General features: G+C 71.9%; 21 protein-coding genes and 1 pseudogene. 11 read left to right on the forward strand and 11 right to left on the reverse strand.

The genetic code is table 11. The features are described from left to right. The first annotated feature begins 87 nt into the window (after positions 1-87). Positions 88-921 (forward strand): helix-turn-helix domain-containing protein, encoded by an 834-nt coding sequence (locus ACWEVP_RS23040; RefSeq protein WP_452064613.1) that lies wholly within the window; start codon positions 88-90, stop codon positions 919-921. Between the two features lie 71 nt (positions 922-992). Next, positions 993-1,133 (forward strand): DUF397 domain-containing protein, encoded by a 141-nt coding sequence (locus tag ACWEVP_RS23045; protein ID WP_452064694.1) that lies wholly within the window; start codon positions 993-995, stop codon positions 1,131-1,133. Here the strand turns inward: ACWEVP_RS23045 and ACWEVP_RS23050 are convergent. The 5 genes from ACWEVP_RS23050 to hisF all read right to left on the reverse strand — a co-directional run bounded on the left by ACWEVP_RS23050 (position 1,088) and on the right by hisF (position 4,082). Further along, positions 1,088-2,125 carry a DUF3592 domain-containing protein gene (locus ACWEVP_RS23050; protein ID WP_452064614.1) on the reverse strand — a complete coding sequence of 346 codons (1,038 nt, stop codon included), beginning with the start codon at positions 2,123-2,125 and terminating at the stop codon, positions 1,088-1,090. The two genes, ACWEVP_RS23045 and ACWEVP_RS23050, sit on opposite strands and share 46 nt — an antisense overlap. A 100-nt stretch (positions 2,126-2,225) precedes the next feature. Then, complete coding sequence (locus tag ACWEVP_RS23055) at positions 2,226-2,579, reverse strand: DUF1304 domain-containing protein (protein ID WP_452064615.1); 354 nt, start codon at positions 2,577-2,579, stop codon at positions 2,226-2,228. After that, entirely contained in the window at positions 2,576-2,938 is a 363-nt protein-coding gene (hisI, locus tag ACWEVP_RS23060) for a phosphoribosyl-AMP cyclohydrolase (RefSeq protein WP_452064616.1), read from the reverse strand. Before hisI ends, ACWEVP_RS23055 begins: the two co-directional genes overlap by 4 nt. Then, entirely contained in the window at positions 2,935-3,312 is a 378-nt protein-coding gene (locus ACWEVP_RS23065; protein WP_285454215.1) for a hypothetical protein, read from the reverse strand. The genes hisI and ACWEVP_RS23065 overlap by 4 nt, the downstream gene beginning before the upstream one ends. Continuing rightward, entirely contained in the window at positions 3,309-4,082 is a 774-nt protein-coding gene (gene hisF, locus ACWEVP_RS23070; RefSeq protein ID WP_452064617.1) for an imidazole glycerol phosphate synthase subunit HisF, read from the reverse strand. Before hisF ends, ACWEVP_RS23065 begins: the two co-directional genes overlap by 4 nt. 38 nt (positions 4,083-4,120) lie before the next feature. Here hisF and ACWEVP_RS23075 point away from each other — a divergent pair, with 38 nt between their 5' ends. From ACWEVP_RS23075 to ACWEVP_RS23095, 5 genes and pseudogenes are all read left to right on the forward strand, one after another. Beyond that, positions 4,121-4,849 (forward strand): TetR/AcrR family transcriptional regulator, encoded by a 729-nt coding sequence (locus ACWEVP_RS23075; protein ID WP_452064618.1) that lies wholly within the window; start codon positions 4,121-4,123, stop codon positions 4,847-4,849. Continuing rightward, positions 4,822-5,966: pseudogene (locus ACWEVP_RS23080) on the forward strand (phytase). The gene ACWEVP_RS23075 and the pseudogene ACWEVP_RS23080 overlap by 28 nt, the downstream one beginning before the upstream one ends. 138 nt (positions 5,967-6,104) lie before the next feature. Further along, positions 6,105-7,598, forward strand: a complete 1,494-nt coding sequence (locus ACWEVP_RS23085) for a right-handed parallel beta-helix repeat-containing protein (RefSeq protein WP_452064619.1) — start codon at positions 6,105-6,107, stop codon at positions 7,596-7,598. A 61-nt stretch (positions 7,599-7,659) separates the two neighbouring features. Continuing rightward, entirely contained in the window at positions 7,660-8,157 is a 498-nt protein-coding gene (locus ACWEVP_RS23090) for a SigE family RNA polymerase sigma factor (RefSeq protein WP_452064620.1), read from the forward strand. Continuing rightward, a complete protein-coding gene (locus tag ACWEVP_RS23095) occupies positions 8,154-9,116 on the forward strand; it encodes a hypothetical protein (RefSeq protein WP_452064621.1) in 963 nt (320 codons plus the stop codon). The genes ACWEVP_RS23090 and ACWEVP_RS23095 overlap by 4 nt, the downstream gene beginning before the upstream one ends. Here ACWEVP_RS23095 and ACWEVP_RS23100 read toward each other — a convergent pair. Continuing rightward, positions 9,106-10,044, reverse strand: a complete 939-nt coding sequence (locus ACWEVP_RS23100) for a hypothetical protein (RefSeq protein ID WP_452064622.1) — start codon at positions 10,042-10,044, stop codon at positions 9,106-9,108. The two genes, ACWEVP_RS23095 and ACWEVP_RS23100, sit on opposite strands and share 11 nt — an antisense overlap. 147 nt (positions 10,045-10,191) lie before the next feature. On the opposite strand from ACWEVP_RS23100, the gene ACWEVP_RS23105 reads away from it, so the two are divergent. Genes ACWEVP_RS23105 through ACWEVP_RS23115 form a run of 3 tightly spaced genes read left to right on the forward strand, consistent with a single transcriptional unit; the run spans position 10,192 to position 12,036 of the window. Further along, on the forward strand, positions 10,192-10,905 hold the full coding sequence (locus ACWEVP_RS23105; RefSeq protein WP_452064623.1) for an ABC transporter ATP-binding protein: 714 nt from the start codon (positions 10,192-10,194) through the stop codon (positions 10,903-10,905). Beyond that, positions 10,902-11,636: an ABC transporter permease gene (locus ACWEVP_RS23110; protein ID WP_452064624.1), complete on the forward strand. Its 735-nt coding sequence runs from the start codon at positions 10,902-10,904 to the stop codon at positions 11,634-11,636. The genes ACWEVP_RS23105 and ACWEVP_RS23110 overlap by 4 nt, the downstream gene beginning before the upstream one ends. Positions 11,637-11,649: 13 nt before the next feature. Continuing rightward, complete coding sequence (locus ACWEVP_RS23115; RefSeq protein WP_452064625.1) at positions 11,650-12,036, forward strand: PPOX class F420-dependent oxidoreductase; 387 nt, start codon at positions 11,650-11,652, stop codon at positions 12,034-12,036. Here the strand turns inward: ACWEVP_RS23115 and ACWEVP_RS23120 are convergent. From ACWEVP_RS23120 to ACWEVP_RS23140, 5 genes are read right to left on the reverse strand one after another with little or no spacing between them, the layout of a single operon-like run. Beyond that, the gene (locus tag ACWEVP_RS23120; protein WP_452064626.1) at positions 12,020-12,496 is read right to left on the reverse strand and encodes a GNAT family N-acetyltransferase; all 477 of its coding nucleotides are present in this window, start codon (positions 12,494-12,496) and stop codon (positions 12,020-12,022) included. The two genes, ACWEVP_RS23115 and ACWEVP_RS23120, sit on opposite strands and share 17 nt — an antisense overlap. 44 nt (positions 12,497-12,540) lie before the next feature. Beyond that, positions 12,541-12,882 carry a DUF1330 domain-containing protein gene (locus tag ACWEVP_RS23125; protein WP_452064627.1) on the reverse strand — a complete coding sequence of 114 codons (342 nt, stop codon included), beginning with the start codon at positions 12,880-12,882 and terminating at the stop codon, positions 12,541-12,543. 57 nt (positions 12,883-12,939) lie between these two features. Beyond that, positions 12,940-13,677: a bifunctional 1-(5-phosphoribosyl)-5-((5-phosphoribosylamino)methylideneamino)imidazole-4-carboxamide isomerase/phosphoribosylanthranilate isomerase PriA gene (gene priA / locus ACWEVP_RS23130; RefSeq protein WP_364445586.1), complete on the reverse strand. Its 738-nt coding sequence runs from the start codon at positions 13,675-13,677 to the stop codon at positions 12,940-12,942. A gap of 36 nt (positions 13,678-13,713) precedes the next feature. Beyond that, positions 13,714-14,331, reverse strand: coding sequence for an imidazole glycerol phosphate synthase subunit HisH (gene hisH / locus ACWEVP_RS23135; RefSeq protein ID WP_452064695.1), 618 nt, complete (start codon positions 14,329-14,331; stop codon positions 13,714-13,716). A gap of 32 nt (positions 14,332-14,363) precedes the next feature. After that, positions 14,364-15,218 carry a hypothetical protein gene (locus ACWEVP_RS23140; protein ID WP_452064628.1) on the reverse strand — a complete coding sequence of 285 codons (855 nt, stop codon included), beginning with the start codon at positions 15,216-15,218 and terminating at the stop codon, positions 14,364-14,366. Between the two features lie 170 nt (positions 15,219-15,388). On the opposite strand from ACWEVP_RS23140, the gene ACWEVP_RS23145 reads away from it, so the two are divergent. Further along, a complete protein-coding gene (locus ACWEVP_RS23145; RefSeq protein WP_372668814.1) occupies positions 15,389-15,565 on the forward strand; it encodes a hypothetical protein in 177 nt (58 codons plus the stop codon). The last annotated feature ends 23 nt before the right edge of the window (positions 15,566-15,588 follow it).

Below are 15,588 nucleotides of genomic sequence, written 5' to 3' on the forward strand. Positions count from 1 at the left end.
TCGTCGAGCGTGTAAGGGATCAGGCGTCACCTTTCGCTGACACCGTTCGCGCATTCGGGGAATCGACGGGATTCGTATCCTTTCCCCATGAAACCGACGTCTTCGGGGCCGGCCGCGAGAACACTCGCCGCTTCTCTGCGCGAAGAACGCGAAGCACGCAACGTCGGCCTTCGCCGGCTCGCGGACAAGCTGGGCGTGCTGCCGCAAGTGCTGTCGTTGTGGGAAAAGGGGCAGCGGCTGCCGAGCGTCGAGGACGTGTCGGCGATCCTCGCGCTGCTGGGCGTGACCGGGGAGAAACGGGACCGGATCCGGACCCTGGCACGGCATGCGCGGGAACCCAATTGGCTCGCCTCCAGCAATACCGACATTCCGTTCGCGCTCACGACCCGGCTGAACTTGGAGAGCACCGCGACGGTCATCACCACGTGGTCGCCGCTGATCGTTCCCGGGCTGCTGCAAACGCCGGACTACATCCGCTCGATCATGGACCAGCTCTCGCTACCGATCGAGCAGGCCGACAACCGGCTCCGGATCAGGCTCGATCGGCAGCAGATCCTCACTCGCCGGGACCCGGTGCGGTTCAGCGCCTTGATCGGCGAACAGTGCCTCCGCGAAAACTTCGGCGGCGCCGAGGTCATGTCCGACCAGGTCGATCACTTGCTGGCAATGTCCGAGCGGGCGAACATCAGCCTGCGTATCGTGCCGTCCGGAATCGGCTACCACCCCGGTTTGATCGGCCCGTTCGACATCTACGAGTTCGCCGACTCGCCGCCGATCGCCTCTGTCGAACATGTCAGCTCGACGGCCTTCCTCCACGAGGAATCCCAGACCACAAGCCATAAGCACGATGCTAAGGTGCTACGCGGATTAGCTCTGAGCGAAGAGGCTTCCCAGGCCCTGCTTCGGGAGGCCGCCCGATAACGGAGGCGATCGTGGGCTCGACCGGTTGGCGCAAGTCTTCCTACAGTGGCCCCAACGACAACTGTGTCGAGGTGGCGCTGGGGCCGGTCGTGGGGGTGCGGGACACGAAGGCCCGGCATGCGGGCCAGCTCACCGTCTCCGCCCGGGCGTGGCGGTCCGTGCTCGCTCACGCGTCCTCCCGCACGGTCAACGCGAACGCCGGGACCGCGTAGGGCTTTTCCCGCGAAGCGCTGTAGGGGAACAGCACCACCATGTCGCGTCCCCAGCCGCCGACCCAGGCGATGCGGTCCGGCGGGTCCTTCAGCTTCGCCGCGCCGTGGAAGGTGGACATGGCCGCGCGCAGGGCGATCGTCGAGCCGTCGGAATAGCGGACTTCGATGCCCGGCTGGAGGTAGTAGTTCGTCGAAGGCCGGGGGACCACCACCGTGACGGCGGCGCGGCGCCAGCCGGTCCGGCGGACCGCGAGGTACCGCCGTCGCCAGCTCAACGCCTGGTACAGCGCGATCGCGGGCACGAAAGCGAGCATCACCAGCACCACGACGACACCTCCCACCGGGGCCGGGCGGGCGGTGACGCGCTCGTCGGCGAGGCGCACGTTCCGCAGGCCGGGCGGGTCGTAGACCACCGTCACGACCTGGCCGGCCGAGTAGCCGCCGACGTCGTCCACGGCGACGTCCACCGTACGGGTGGTGCCGTCGACCCGGAGTTCCACGCGGACCAGCCGCGGGCCGCCGCCCGGCTGCACGACGCCGACGACTTCGCCGACCGCGCTGGTGCCGGTGCCGGTGTCCCGGCTTCCGGCGGTCGCACCGAGCACCACGAAGCCGACCACCACCGCGCACCAGACCGCCGCGAACACCGCCGCCCGGCGGGCCGACCGGCGCAGCCGCGCGGTCTCCGCCGCGAAGTCGACCACGCGCCCGCCGCCCAGCGGCTCCTCCGGGGGCAGCCACGACCCGAAGTCCGCCAGCGCCGCGGCCCGGCGGTCGCCGTCGACGATCCGGACCGCGACCAGGACCCCCAGCATCACCGGCGCGATCATCGCCGCGCACCAGGCCGGAAGCGCGTCCGTGCCCTCGCCGAGCGAAACCAGCGCGGGGGCCGCGAAGCCCGCGAAGAGCAGCGCGCAGCCGATGGCCGCCCAGTCCCACGCCGTCCGCTGCGCCGACGAGGGGCGGGCGACAGCGTCACCGTCCAGGTCCATGCGCGCAGCCTAGGGCGTCAAACCGGAGCTAAGCGGCATTCCGGCGATACCGCACACCGGGGCAACCCGGCGGCCCCGCCGGGCGTGCAAGCAGGCGGGTTCAGCGGGCGATCAGCAACGCGATCAGGGCCAGCGCGCCCGGCAGCACCTGCACGAACAGGATCCGCTTGCTGGCCGTCGCCGCACCGTACAGACCCGCGATGATCACGCAGACCAGGCCGTAGAGCTGGAGCTGGAACTGGCTCGCGACCAGGCCCCAGACGAGCGCCAGCGCGAGGAAGCCGTTGTACAGCCCCTGGTTCGCGGCCAGCGTCCTGGACTCCTCGGCGAACTCCGGCGTCGTGCCGAAGGCCGCGCGGGCGCGCGGGGTCGTCCAGAGGAACATCTCGAGGACGACGATGTAGACGTGGATCAGGGCGACCAGCCCGATCAGGACGTCGGCGACGATGGTCACGCGTGCTCTTTCTCGTCGGCCAGGAGCAGGCGCTCCTCGGTGTCGAAACAGGTGTGCGTGCCGGTGTGACAGGCCGGGCCGGTCTGGTCGACGCGCAGCAGGACGGTATCGCCGTCGCAGTCGATGCGCACTTCGCGGACGTGCTGGTAGTGGCCGGACGTCTCGCCCTTGACCCACAGCTTGCCCCGGCTGCGCGACCAGTAGGTGCCGCGGCGGGTGGACAGGGTCGCGGCGAGGGCGTCGTCGTTCATCCAGGCCATCATCAGCACGTCCGAAGTGGCGTGCTCGACGACGACCGCGGCGATCAGGCCGTCGGCGTTGCGCTTGAGGCGCGCCGAGACGGCCGCGTCCAGGGTCATGCCCGTACTCCCAGGATGTGCCGCTTGAGCGGCATCGAGTTCAACAGGACGAAGGCGTAGCCGTAGCCCGCGAAGGACAGGCCGGAGAACAGCTTGTTCCACCACAGCGCCGCGCCGAGCAGCAGGAACGCGTGCAGCAGCGCGAACACCACGGCGACGACCAGTCCGCCGATGCGGGCGCTGCCCATCTTGAGCACGAGCCCCGTCGTCACGACGCCGCCGAGGATGAGCGCGAGCGCGGGCATCCGGTAGATCTCCAGGCCCGACCCGGCGCTCAGCACCGGGATCAGGTCGAGCAGCGCCCACGCGACCGGCAGCCCGACCAGCAGCGCGGCGGTGACCTTCACCTCGACGGGTGCCTGCCAGGACTTCACCGGACCTCGACCCCGCCTTCGCGCAGCGCGTCCTTGACGTCGCCGATCTTCAGCTGTCCGAAGTGGAACACGCTGGCCGCGAGCACGGCGTCCGCGCCCGTCTTCACGGCGGGCAGGAAGTGCTCGACCGCGCCCGCTCCGCCGCTGGCGATCACCGGGACGCGCACGGCCTTGCGGACGAGCTCGATGAGCTCGAGGTCGAAGCCGTTCTTGGTGCCGTCGGCGTCCATGGAGTTGAGCAGGATCTCGCCGACGCCGAGCTCCTCGCCGCGGGCGGCCCACTCGACGGCGTCGATGCCGGTGCCGCGGCGGCCGCCGTGGGTGGTGACCTCGAAACCGGACGCGGTCGCCTCGCCGCCCTCGGGGACGCGGCGCGCGTCGACCGACAGGACGATGCACTGCGCGCCGAACCTTCTCGACGCTTCGCTGAGGAACTCCGGCCGGGCGATGGCGGCGGTGTTGATGCTCACCTTGTCGGCGCCGGTGCGCAGGAGCCGGTTGACGTCGTCGTTGCTGCGGACGCCGCCGCCGACGGTGAGCGGGATGAAGACCTGCTCGGCGGTGCGGCGGACGACGTCGTAGGTCGTCTCGCGGTCGCCGGAGGAGGCCGTGACGTCGAGGAACGTCAGCTCGTCGGCTCCCTCGGCGTCGTAGCGCCGGGCCAGCTCGACGGGGTCGCCGGCGTCGCGGAGGCCGGCGAAGTTGACGCCCTTCACGACCCGGCCCGCGTCGACGTCGAGACAGGGGATCACCCGCACCGCGACAGACATGCCCACCAGCGTAGTCACCGGTCTTCTAAGCTCGGACGATGGCACGGGCGGGACGGCGGCCGGGGCAGACGGAGACGCGCGAGAAGATCCTCGACGCGGCCCGCCACCGGTTCGCCGAGCTGGGGTACGACGGCGCGACGGTCCGCGGGATCGCCGCCGACGCGGGCGTGAACGCGGCCCTGCTGCACCACTTCTTCGGCAGCAAGCAGGCGCTGTTCGCGGCGGCGATGAACCTGCCGGTGAACCCGGCCACCCTGGTGCCCGCCATCCTGAGCGGCCCCCGCGCGGGCGTCGGCGAGCGGCTGGTCCGGGCGTTCCTGGGGGTGTGGGCGGTGCCCGAGGGGCGGACACCGTTCATCGCGATGCTGCGCGCGGCGGCGACGAACGAGCAGGTCGCGCTGATGATGCGCCAGTTCATCGAGCGCACGGTGCTGGCCGAGGTGGCGCGCGCGCTGGACGTGCCTCGAATTCGCGTGACGGGCATCGCGGCGCAGATGATGGGCATGGCGCTGCTGCGCTACGTGATCAAGCTGCCCCCGCTGGCCGACGCGGACGACGAGGAGATCGTCGCGCTGCTCGCCCCGGTGGCGCAGTACTACCTCGACGGCCGCGAAACTGTCGGTCCCCCGCGTAAGCTGGAAACCGGGGGCTGCGCCCCACCGCTCGTTCACGTTCCGGGCGCGTTCACGTCCCGGCCACCCGATTCGTCTACTTTGCGCCGGTGCGCAGACTCCTTCCGGTGGCCGTGGCCGCCGTCTCCCTGCTGACCGCCCTCCCCGCCTCCGCCGCTCCCCGCGATCCCGCGCCGGTGCTGCAGACCCAGGCCTTCGCCGAGCCCGCCGACGCCGACGACCCCGCCATCTGGGTCCACCCGCACGACCCCGCCAGCAGCGTCGTGCTCGGGACGCTCAAGGAGGGCGGCCTGGCGGCGTTCGACCTCGAAGCACGGACCCTGCAGCTCGTCCCGGCCGGGGACGGCGGGCGGTTCAACAACGTCGACGTCGTCGGCGACCTCGCCGTCGTCAGCGACCGGGGCCGGGACCGCGTCCGGGTCTACCGCATCGACCCGCGCGGCGCCGCCGCCGGGGAGGGCGTCCTGCGGGACGTCACCGACCCCGCCGCCGCGCGGGTGTTCCCGGAGTCCGATGTGGACGAACAGCGCACCGCCTACGGCCTGGCCGCGGGCCGCGACCCGGTCAGCGGGATCCGCTGGGCGGCGGTCACCCGGCGCCACGAGACGCGGGTGGCGCTGCTGGAGCTCGTCGACCGGCCCGGCGGCGCCGTCGGCACCGAACAGCTGGCCACCGTCGACCTGCCGTCCTCCTTCCGGCTGCCGGACGGCACGACGTGGTCGCCCTGCGAGGAGCCGGGCGAGGGACCGCAGCTGGAGGGGTCGGTCTTCGACGGCCGGGTGCTCTACACCGCCCAGGAAGACGTCGGGATCTGGCGGATCCCGCTCACCTCCCGCGGCTTCGGGCGGCCCGAGCTGATCGACCGCGTGCGCTCGTACGGCGTCCCGCAGCGGTGGGATGCGGCCACCGAGGCGTGCGTGCCCGACGGCGCCGACCCCGGCTTCGGGGCGAGTGGCTGACGGCCGACGCCGAGGGCCTGGCCGTCGCGCACCACACGCTGTTCGCCTCCAGCCAGGGCGACTCGCGGTTCGTGGTCTACGGCCCGCGCACGCGGGACCTGCGGATCGTCGCGGGCCGCGGCACGGACTCGGTGGAGCACTCCGACGGCTCGGCGATCAGCACCGCCCACCTCGGGAAGCGGTTCCCGCACGGCCTCCTGGTGGTGCACGACGGCGAGCGCCGCCCGGCCGCCGGTGACCTCGCGACCACGGGATTCGCCTTCGTGCGACTGGAAGACGTCCTCCCCCGTTAAGGGGATGAATGCATTGTCCAGCATTTGTCCAGTCCCGGTCACGGTGATTCTTTCACCGTGACCGGCCCCTTGTTTCACGACCCGAACATTCCACTGATGGCGGTATTCCCGCCATCGATCTCGCGTAGGTTGCACGGCATGCCGCGCCTTCATTCCGCGCTCGCCGTCCTGCTCCTGGCCACTTCCGCCACCCCGCTTTTCCCGGCCGCCGCACCCGCCGCCACACCGGCGGCCACCGCCGCGGTGTGCGACCACCAGCCGGCCCTGAACCCGCAGGCACCGGCCGGCGCCGTGGTCGTCGACCCGGCCGTCGAGGGCGACCTGTCGGTGAAAACGCAGTCCGCGCCGCCGGGGACGACCTTCTGGCTGCCGCCGGGCACGCACCTGCTGGCCCCCGACCAGTTCGGCCAGGTCATCCCGAAGGACGGCGACGTCTACCTCGGCGCACCCGGCGCCGTGCTCGACGGCCGTTCGGTCAACCGCGCCGCTTTCACCCAGCAGGCCAAGGACGTCGTGATCCGCGGCCTCACCATCCAGAACTTCGTCGCCCCGCAGGACCAGGGCGTGGTCAACCACGACTCCGGCGCGCACTGGGTGATCGAGAACAGCACCATCCAGAACAACCGCGGCGCCGCGCTGATGGCCGGCGTCCGCCAGGAAGTGCGCGGCAACTGCCTGCGCGACAACGGGCAGTACGGCATGAACGCCTACCGCCCCGACAACGCGATCACCGGCCTGGTCGTCGAGGGCAACGAAATCGCCGGCAACAACGTCGACGACTGGGAAACGCGCAGCCCCGGCTGCGGGTGCAGCGGCGGAATCAAATTCTGGGCGGTCGACGGGGCCGACGTGCGCGGCAACTGGATCCACCACAACCACGGCGCCGGCCTGTGGGCGGACACGAACGACAACGATTTCCTGATCGAGGACAACGTCATCGAGGACAATGACGCCGAGGCGATCTTCTACGAGATCAGCTACAACGCCGTCATCCGCCACAACGCCATCCGCCGCAACAACGTGGTCGCCGGCAGCAGGCGCGCGGCGCGCGGCGACAACTTCCCGTCCGCCGCGGTGTACATCTCGGAATCCGGGGGCGAGCCGCGCGTCCCGGCCCGCACCGACGTCCTGGACGTCTACGGCAACACGTTCGAGGACAACTGGTCGGCCATCACGCTGTGGGAGAACGCCGACCGCTTCTGCAACAGCCCGGCCAACACGTCCACCGCGAGCTGCACCAAGCTGGTCGCCGACCGGACCCTGTGCGCGGCGCCGGGCATCGACGACGACCCGCTGTACGGCGACTGCCGCTGGAAGACGCAGCGGGTCGAGATCCACTCGAACACGTTCCGCTTCGACCCGGCCCGGCCGGGGTGCAACGGCCTGTGCGGCCGGATGGCGGTGCTGTCCAACTACGGCACGTACCCGGCGTGGTCGCCGTACCGGGGAACGCTCGTGCAGGACGCGATCACTCACGACCAGGACAACTACTGGTACAGCAACGACTACTTCGGCCCGTGGACGTTCGTGGCCGGCGACAACTCCCGCAGCCTGACCCCGGCGCAGTGGCAGAACGAGCCGTGGAACCAGGACGACTGCGCCTCCTTCGACGGCGTGACCCCGAACTGCTGAGTGTGACCGCGGCCACAGCGCCCGCGTGCAGCGGTCCGGCCTCCTCACGCGTCCCCAGGGGGTGGGTTTCGAAGAGTTCGTGGCGGAGCGGCTGGACGGGCTGCTGCGCTACGCCACCGTCCTGACGAACGACCCGCACCTCGCGCAGGACATCGTCCAGGACGTGCTGCTGCGCGCCCAGCAGCGGTGGGACGGCATCGCCGCCCCGCCGTCCTACGTGCGCCGGATGGTCACCAACGAGTACCTGTCGTGGCGACGGCGGGCGGTGCGGCGGATGGTGCCGAGCAGCCACGACGTCCTCGACGCGCTCGGCCCGCCGTCGGCCGACCACTCGGCCGCCTACGACGAGCGGGACGCGATGCTCGGCCTGCTCGCCACGCTGCCCCGCAAGCAGCGCGCGGCGATCGTCCTGCGCTACTACGAGAACTACTCCGACACCGAGATCGCCGCCGTCCTGCGCTGCGGGACCTCCACCGTGCGCAGCCAGATCTCCCGCGCCCTCACCACCTTGCGGGCCACCCCGCGCGCCGACGTCCTCACCACCGGAGACCACGGATGACCCGCAGCGAGCACGAGACGGAAACGCTCATCCGGGACAGCCTCGAGCGCCTCGCCACCCGCGCCCCGGACGGCCGGGCGGTGCGGGACGCGCTGGCCCGCGCCGGGCGGCCGCGGCGTCCGGCGACGAAGCTGGCCCTGGTCGCCGCGGCGGTGGTCGTGCTGGTCGCCGGGGTCTTCGTGGGCACGCGGGCGCTCACCGGCCCGGACCTCGAACCGGCCGCGAGCCGCCCGATGCTCGGCTACAGCCCCGGCCGGCTGCCGGACGGCTTCACCGAGCAGTACCGCGAAGGCGGCCCGGGCACCACGCCGCAGGTCCGGCGGTGGTTCGCCGGCCCCGCGGAGATCACGCTGTCGGTCTACTCGACCGCCGACCCGGAGTGGTCGCAGACCCAGCTGCGGATCGCGTCGATCCGCGACCAGGTCCTGGTGCGCGGCCGCGTCGCGATGGTCACCGGCGACACCGGGACGGCCGCGCTGATCACCTGGCTCGCCGACGACGACCACGTCCTGACCGCGCGGGTCGCCGGGGTCCCGGACGCCCGCGCGGTGGCTCTGTCGATCGCCCAGGGGGTCACCGCCACGCCGGTCGGCGTGCGCGGTGAGCTCCGCTTCGGCCCGCTCCCGGCGGGGCTGACCGAGCGCTCGGCCGCGGTCAAGGGCACCGGCCCGGCCGACGCGAGCACCGAGCTGACCGCCGCCGACCCGGCCCGCCCGTCGGTGCCCGCGGTCCGGGTCGTGGCGAGCGCGAACTCCCCCGGCGTGGCCGGCGCCGCGCCCGTCACCGTCCGCGGCGGCCCGGGTTTCTTCTCGGGGGACACGGTCGCCGTCCGGCTGCCGTCCGGGCGCTGGCTGACGGTGTCGGGCGCGCGGCCGGAGGCCGAGCTGATCGCCGTCGCGAACGGCGTCCAGCTCGACCCCGCGCCCGACTACCGGTGGCTCGGCCGCGCTACCAGCTGACCATCGGGAACCAGATGATCCCCAGCCTGCCGAGCACGCGGACGTCCCAGTACAGCAGCGTGAACGTGCCGCCGACGAGCAGGGCGGCACCGGTCACCGCGGCGATCCGGGACGGTTTCGCGGCGAACCAGCGCTGCAGCCGCCCTCGCGTGGCGTAGGTCAGGATCAGGAACAGGACGGCCATGATCACGATGTTGCCGAGCGACTGCAGGGCGAACGCGGCGGCGCCGTAGAAGACGTTGTGCTGCTCGGCGGCGCTGCGGAACATGATCCGGAACAGCGGGTACGGCCGCCCGATGAGGAAGCCGCCGATGAGCGCGCCCATCAGGACGTGCGGCGCCGCCGGGTGCCGCCGGGTGAACGCCGCGAAGGGGTTGCCGACGATGCCGAGCGCGACCAGGCCCATCAGCAGGAACACGAGCCCGACGATCCCGAAGGCGACCATGGACTGGATGCTGCGCGGGCTCAGCCCGCTCGTCTGCGCGGTGGAGAACTGCGGCATGCCGGTGCCGACCAGCGCGACGATCACGCCGTAGGCGATCGAGACCGTGAGCATGCCCGCGGCGATCCAGCCGAGCGGCTTGAACGGGCTGCGCTTCTCCCCCGCCTGCCCGCCGACCAGCGGCGCGACCGCCCCGAACGCGGCGATGTTGCAGGCGGTGAACGAACCGGCGAGCCCGGAGACGAACGCGAACAGCGTGCCGGCGAGAGCGCCGCTGATCGGCGTCGCTTTCGCGTCGTAGCCGAGGAGCCCGTTGGCGACGCTGTCGCCGATCACGGAGTCCACGAAGGGCGCCGACCAGATCGCGGTCAGGCCGAACCCGGCCAGGACCGCGACGACGGCGATCGCGGCGCGGCGAGCCGGGTACGGCCCTTCGCCGAAGAAGCCTGCTTGGGGGTGGACGGGGACTTCCTGCTTGACAGCCATCGACGTTCCCTCCAGTAAGCGGGCGCACAGCCCGACCCGTAAATCGTCGCAAGACCGGGGGTTGGCGCGCTTCTGCCGTCATGCCTCATCGCGTTGCGCCGCCTGCCCCCTTGACTGCGGAAACTCACCGCGCGCAGAATTAAACACATGGCTAATTGGGCGCTCGAGGTCACCGGCCTGCGGGTCCGGCGCGGTGGCCGGCTCGTGGTGCGGGACGTGGGCTTCTCGGTGCCGCGCGGCACCGTCACCGGACTGCTCGGCCCGAGCGGCTGCGGCAAGACGACGCTGATGCGGGCGATCGTCGGCGTCCAGATCGTCGAAGGCGGCACAGTCACCGTGCTCGGCCTGCCCGCCGGCAGCTCGCCGCTGCGGCGGCGGATCGGCTACGCGACGCAGAACCCGGCGATCTACGCCGACCTGACCGTGCGGGAGGCCCTGCGGTACTTCGCCGCGGTGCTGCGCGCGCCGGCGTCCGATGTGGACCGGGTCATCGGCGAAGTGGGGCTCGGCGACCACGCCGGGAAGCTCGTCGGGTCGCTCTCCGGCGGCCAGCACAGCCGGGCGAACCTCGCCGTCGCGCTGCTCGGCACGCCGGAGCTGCTGGTGCTCGACGAGCCGACCGTCGGGCTGGACCCGCTGCTGCGCGACGAGCTCTGGGCCCTGTTCCGCCGGCTCGCCGAGGGCGGCGCCACGCTGCTGGTGTCCAGCCACGTGATGGACGAAGCCGCGCGGTGCGACCGCCTCCTGCTCATGCGCGAAGGCACTCTCCTGGCCGACGACGCGCCGCTCGCCCTGCGCGAGCGCACCGGCGCCGCCGACCTCGAAGGCGCCTTCCTGCACCTGGTGAGGGCCGCCTCGTGAACCCCGCGCTGACGCTCGCGACCACGCGGCGCATCTTGACGCAGCTGCGGCACGACCCGCGCACCGTCGTGATGCTGGTCCTCGTGCCGACCCTGCTGATGGTCCTGCTGCGGTACGTCTTCAACTCGACGCTGGTGTTCAGCCACGTCGCACCCGCGCTGCTCGGCGTGTTCCCGTTCCTGATCATGTTCCTCATCGCGTCGATCACGACGTTGCGGGAGCGGACGACGGCCACCCTCGAACGCCTGATGACGCTGCCGATCGCCCGGCTCGACCTGCTCTTCGGCTACGCGCTGGCGTTCGGCGCGATCGCCGTCGTCCAGGTTTCGCTGGCGGCCGGGGTGTCGCTGTGGTGGCTCGGGCTCGACCTCGCCGGGTCGGTCGGGATGCTGCTGGTGATCGCCGTCCTGGACGCGCTGCTGGGCATGGCGCTCGGGCTGTTCGTCAGCGCGTTCGCGCGCACCGAGTTCCAGGCCATCCAGTTCATGCCGGTGTTCGTGCTGCCGCAGATCCTGCTGTGCGGGCTGTTCGTGCCGCGCGGCGACATGGGGTGGCTGCTGCGGTGGCTCTCGGACGTCATGCCGCTTTCGTACGCGGTCGAGGCGCTCACGCGCGTCACGGCGTCGTCGACGGTGGACGCGGTCATCCTGCGCAACCTCGTGGTGGTGGCGTGCTGCGCGCTGCTGGCGCTGGTGCTCGGCGCGGCGACGCTGCGGCGCCGGACGCCGTGACTACCGTGGTGCCATGGCCTCCGAAACGGACCGGCTCGCCGCCGAGCGCTACGTCCTGCTGACCACGTTCCGCCGTGACGGGCGCGCGGTCCCGACCCCGATCTGGCTGGCGGGTGACGCGGGCGAGCTCGTGTTCTGGTCGGAGCGCAAGGCGGGGAAGGTGAAGCGCATCCGCAACAGCGGACGCGTCGAGGTCCAGGCGTGCGACCTGCGCGGGCAGAAGACGCACGGCGCCGTCGCCACCGGGCAGGCCCGGCTGCTGGACCTGGCGGAGACCGAGCGGGTCCGGAAGGCGATCGCCCGCAAGTACGGCCTCGTCGGGCGGGTCACGATGTTCTTCTCGAAGCTGCGCGGCCCGGCCGACCGGACGGTCGGGATCGCGGTCAAGCTGGACGGCTGAAGCTGCGGAACCCGCGGCGCAGGTAGTTCGGCAGCGCGTTCGGGTGGTCGAGCGTCGAGGTGTGCAGCCAGACTCTTTTCGTGCCGGGCAGTGCCCACGCGTCGGCGACGACGAGGGTGAGCGCATACCCGCCCAGCCCCTTGCCGACGAACTCGGGCAGCAGGCCGAAAGTGGTGATCTCGACGTCTCCGCCACCTTGCGGCTCGAAGTCGGCGGCGCCCGCCACCTCGCCGCGGTAGTCGACGAGCCGGTAGCGACGGCCCGGTTCGGCGAGCCAGCGTTCCCAGTCTTCGTCGCTCCTGGTCGCGCTCGGCCACCGGTGGGGCGTCCCGATCCGGACGTGCAGGTCCCGGATCACCGGGCCGGGATCGGTGGCTCGCAGCGTGACGCCGTCGACGACCGGCGCGGGGTTGAGCTGGTCGGCGGCGGTCATTTCGAGCTCGGTGACGATCTCTTCCACCCGCGGCAACCTACGGCGCCCGCAGGCCGGCTGTCAGCCCCTTATCAGGCGAGTGCCCGCAGCGCGGCCCCCAGCGCGGCCGAGTCGTGATCCGGGCCGCAGCCTTCGACGAGCACCAGGTCGCCGGGGATGTGGTCGGCCCGCAGGCGCAGGATCTCCTGGTAGGCGGCCGAGCCGTACCACTCGTGGGCGGCGTCGAGATCCGGGAACTCGATGACGACGAGCGTGCCGGGCCACTCCCCTTCCATGACCTCGACGGGCGAGCCGTGCACGACGAACTTGCCGCCGTAGGGGTCGAGCGTCGCCTGGATGCGTTCGAGGTACTGGAAAACCTCTTCGTGGAGCGTGGCGGGCGGGCGCAGGTGAGCGAGTCCGTAAGCGGTCATGGAGAGATCGTGACGCGCTTCGGGGCCCGGCGTCGATTACGCCGGAGGTAATGCTCGTCAGACCTTCGCGACCGCCGCCAGCGCCTCGGGCAGCGTGAAGGCCCCGGCGTACAGCGCCTTGCCCACGATCGACCCCTCGACCCCGTCCGAAGCCAGCCCGGCCAGCGCGACGAGGTCGTCCACACTGGACACCCCGCCCGAGGCGATCACCGGCGCGTCCGTGCGCGCCACGACGTCGCGCAGCAGCTCGAGGTTCGGGCCGCGCAGGGTGCCGTCCTTGCTCACGTCCGTCACGACGTAGCGGGACGCGCCGTCGCGGTCCAGGCGCTCCAGGACCTCCCACAGGTCGCCGCCGTCGGAGGTCCAGCCGCGGGCCGACAGGCGGTGGCCCGCCTCGGTGATCCGCACGTCCAGGCCGATCGCCACGCGGTCGCCGTACTCGCCGATCACCCGCGCGGTCCACTCCGGGTCCTCGAGCGCGGCGGTGCCGAGGTTGACGCGGCGGGCGCCGGTGGCCAGCGCGGCCTTCAGCGACGCGTCGTCGCGGATGCCGCCGGAGAGCTCCACCTGCACGTCGAGCCGGCCGACGACGTCGGCGAGCAGTTCGCGGTTGCTGCCCTTGCCGAAGGCGGCGTCGAGGTCGACCAGGTGGATCCACTCGGCGCCGTCGCGCTGCCAGGCGAGCGCCGCTTCCAGCGGGCTGCCATAGGAGGTCTCGGTGCCGGCCTCGCCCTGGACGAGTCGCACGGCCTGGCCATCGGCCACATCAACGGCGGGAAGCAGCGTGAAAGTCACGCCGGTAACTCTAGGGCGGAGACCCGGGTCACCCGGTCAGAGGGTCGCGAGCCAGTTGCGCAGCAGCTTCGCGCCGGCGTCGCCGGACTTCTCGGGGTGGAACTGGGTGGCCCAGAGCGGCCCGTTCTCGACCGCCGCCACGAAGTCCTCGCCGTGGTGGGCCCAGGTGACCTTCGGCTCCTGGCCGATGCCCGATTCCAGCTCCCACTTGCGGGCGGCGTAGGAGTGCACGAAGTAGAACCGCTCGTCCGGGTCGAGGCCGGCGAACAGCTGCGAGCCCGCGGGCGCGCGCACGGTGTTCCAGCCCATGTGCGGCAGGACGTCGGCGTCGAGCCGGTCGACGACCCCCGGCCACTCGCCCGTGCCCTCGGTCTCCTCGCCGTGCTCGACGCCGCGGGAGAAGAGGATCTGCATGCCGACGCAGATGCCGAGCACGGGACGGCCGCCGGCGAGGCGCTTGCCGATGATCCGGTGGCCCTTGACGTCCAGCAGCCCGGCCATGCACGCCGAGTAGGCGCCGACGCCGGGCACGACCAGGCCGTCGGCCTCGATCGCGGCATGCGGGTCGGCGGTGACCTCGACGTCGGCCCCGGCGCGCGCCACGGCGCGTTCGGCGGAGCGGAGGTTGCCGGAACCGTAGTCGAGGATCACCACACGAGACATGCCACCCAGCGTAGCCGGAGGGCTCAGCGGCGCTCGAACGAATAGACGTCCGTCACGGTGTTGCACGGCGACGGCGGCACGACCTCGACGCGCAGCACGCCGGCGTCGTAGTCGACGCCTTCCGGGGTGAAGGTGCCGGTGCAGGTGCTGACCAGCGGGACCTGGCCGATCTCCCGCACCTTCGCGGTGACGTCGTGGCCGTTCAGCGGCCGCGGGAGATCGATCTGCAGGAGCTGCAGGTTGGTCGGGTAGAGGTCGTTGTACGGGTCGCTCGTCGCGCAGATCAGGCGGGTCGGGCCGACGAAGTCGCAGCCCTGGGCGCTGCGGACGTGGTGGTCGAGGTGGATGCGGGCGGCGACCGGGAGGTCGCCGGCGGTCTTCGGGCCGCCGGGGTTGAGGAACGGCGTCGGGGAGACGTAGAGGCGGTCGATCTCGCCGAGCGGGCCGGAGACGAGCCACTGGCCGTCGGGGGTGGCGGCGACCTGGGCGTTGGCGTTCGCGGCGGGCTCGTCGGGCAGCAGCGGGTGGACGAACTCCGTCGTCGTGCCGTCGGGCCGGGTGACCAGGTACATCTTCTTCGTCGGCGTCGGCGTGACGGTGTCCTGGTAGACGTCGAAGACGTAGCCGCGCAGCGAATCCGGGTCGCCGACGTGGCCCCAGCCCTCGTCCTTGAGCGGCTGCGGGATGGTGGCGCCGTTGCGGTAGACGATTTCGGGGGCGTGACCGGGCAGGCGCAGCGTGGTGAGGCCCTCGCCGCTGATCCGGTTCTCGGCGGTCGTGTGGCCGGCCTGGCGCCAGCGGGCCTCGTGCGCGGAGGCGACGCCGGTGGCGGTGAGCAGGGCGGCGGTGGTGAGGGCGAGCAGACTGGCCGCGCGCATGTGCGCTCCTCGGGAGTTGAGGCGGTGGCGGCGGCGACGCGATTCTGCCACGGGGCGATCGCCCGCCGGAAGAATCTTGGAGAAGGACGTTTCGGCGTCCCGCTCGCTGGGTATCAAGTCACCCGATCGTGTGGGCTCAGCCCGCGCGACCGGACGCCAGGGAGGCGAAGATGGCCGAGGACGATCTGCTGTCCCAGATGCTGCACGCCTGGCGTGACGACATCGAGAGCGTGCCGTTTCCGCAGTTCAGCGAGCTGCTGATCCCCCGCCAGCAGGTCCGGCCGCGGTGCACGCCGTCCGCGTCTGCCGTCCGCGTGACGAACGCCACGCGGAGGACAGACGCCTGACTGTGGTTTCCTGCGGGAGCCGC

This window comes from Amycolatopsis sp. NPDC003865 (assembly GCF_053605345.1).

What these genes read in the sequence shown, in the direction of transcription:
- ACWEVP_RS23040 (WP_452064613.1), top strand. Translation starts at nt 88, where the DNA reads ATGAAACCGACGTCTTCGGGGCCGGCCGCGAGAACACTCGCCGCTTCT.
- ACWEVP_RS23050 (WP_452064614.1), bottom strand. Translation starts at nt 2,125, where the DNA reads ATGGACCTGGACGGTGACGCTGTCGCCCGCCCCTCGTCGGCGCAGCGG.
- hisI (WP_452064616.1), bottom strand. Translation starts at nt 2,938, where the DNA reads ATGACCCTGGACGCGGCCGTCTCGGCGCGCCTCAAGCGCAACGCCGAC.
- hisF (WP_452064617.1), bottom strand. Translation starts at nt 4,082, where the DNA reads ATGTCTGTCGCGGTGCGGGTGATCCCCTGTCTCGACGTCGACGCGGGC.
- ACWEVP_RS23075 (WP_452064618.1), top strand. Translation starts at nt 4,121, where the DNA reads ATGGCACGGGCGGGACGGCGGCCGGGGCAGACGGAGACGCGCGAGAAG.
- ACWEVP_RS23085 (WP_452064619.1), top strand. Translation starts at nt 6,105, where the DNA reads ATGCCGCGCCTTCATTCCGCGCTCGCCGTCCTGCTCCTGGCCACTTCC.
- ACWEVP_RS23095 (WP_452064621.1), top strand. Translation starts at nt 8,154, where the DNA reads ATGACCCGCAGCGAGCACGAGACGGAAACGCTCATCCGGGACAGCCTC.
- ACWEVP_RS23100 (WP_452064622.1), bottom strand. Translation starts at nt 10,044, where the DNA reads ATGGCTGTCAAGCAGGAAGTCCCCGTCCACCCCCAAGCAGGCTTCTTC.
- ACWEVP_RS23105 (WP_452064623.1), top strand. Translation starts at nt 10,192, where the DNA reads ATGGCTAATTGGGCGCTCGAGGTCACCGGCCTGCGGGTCCGGCGCGGT.
- ACWEVP_RS23115 (WP_452064625.1), top strand. Translation starts at nt 11,650, where the DNA reads ATGGCCTCCGAAACGGACCGGCTCGCCGCCGAGCGCTACGTCCTGCTG.
- ACWEVP_RS23125 (WP_452064627.1), bottom strand. Translation starts at nt 12,882, where the DNA reads ATGACCGCTTACGGACTCGCTCACCTGCGCCCGCCCGCCACGCTCCAC.
- ACWEVP_RS23140 (WP_452064628.1), bottom strand. Translation starts at nt 15,218, where the DNA reads ATGCGCGCGGCCAGTCTGCTCGCCCTCACCACCGCCGCCCTGCTCACC.
- ACWEVP_RS23145 (WP_372668814.1), top strand. Translation starts at nt 15,389, where the DNA reads ATGGCCGAGGACGATCTGCTGTCCCAGATGCTGCACGCCTGGCGTGAC.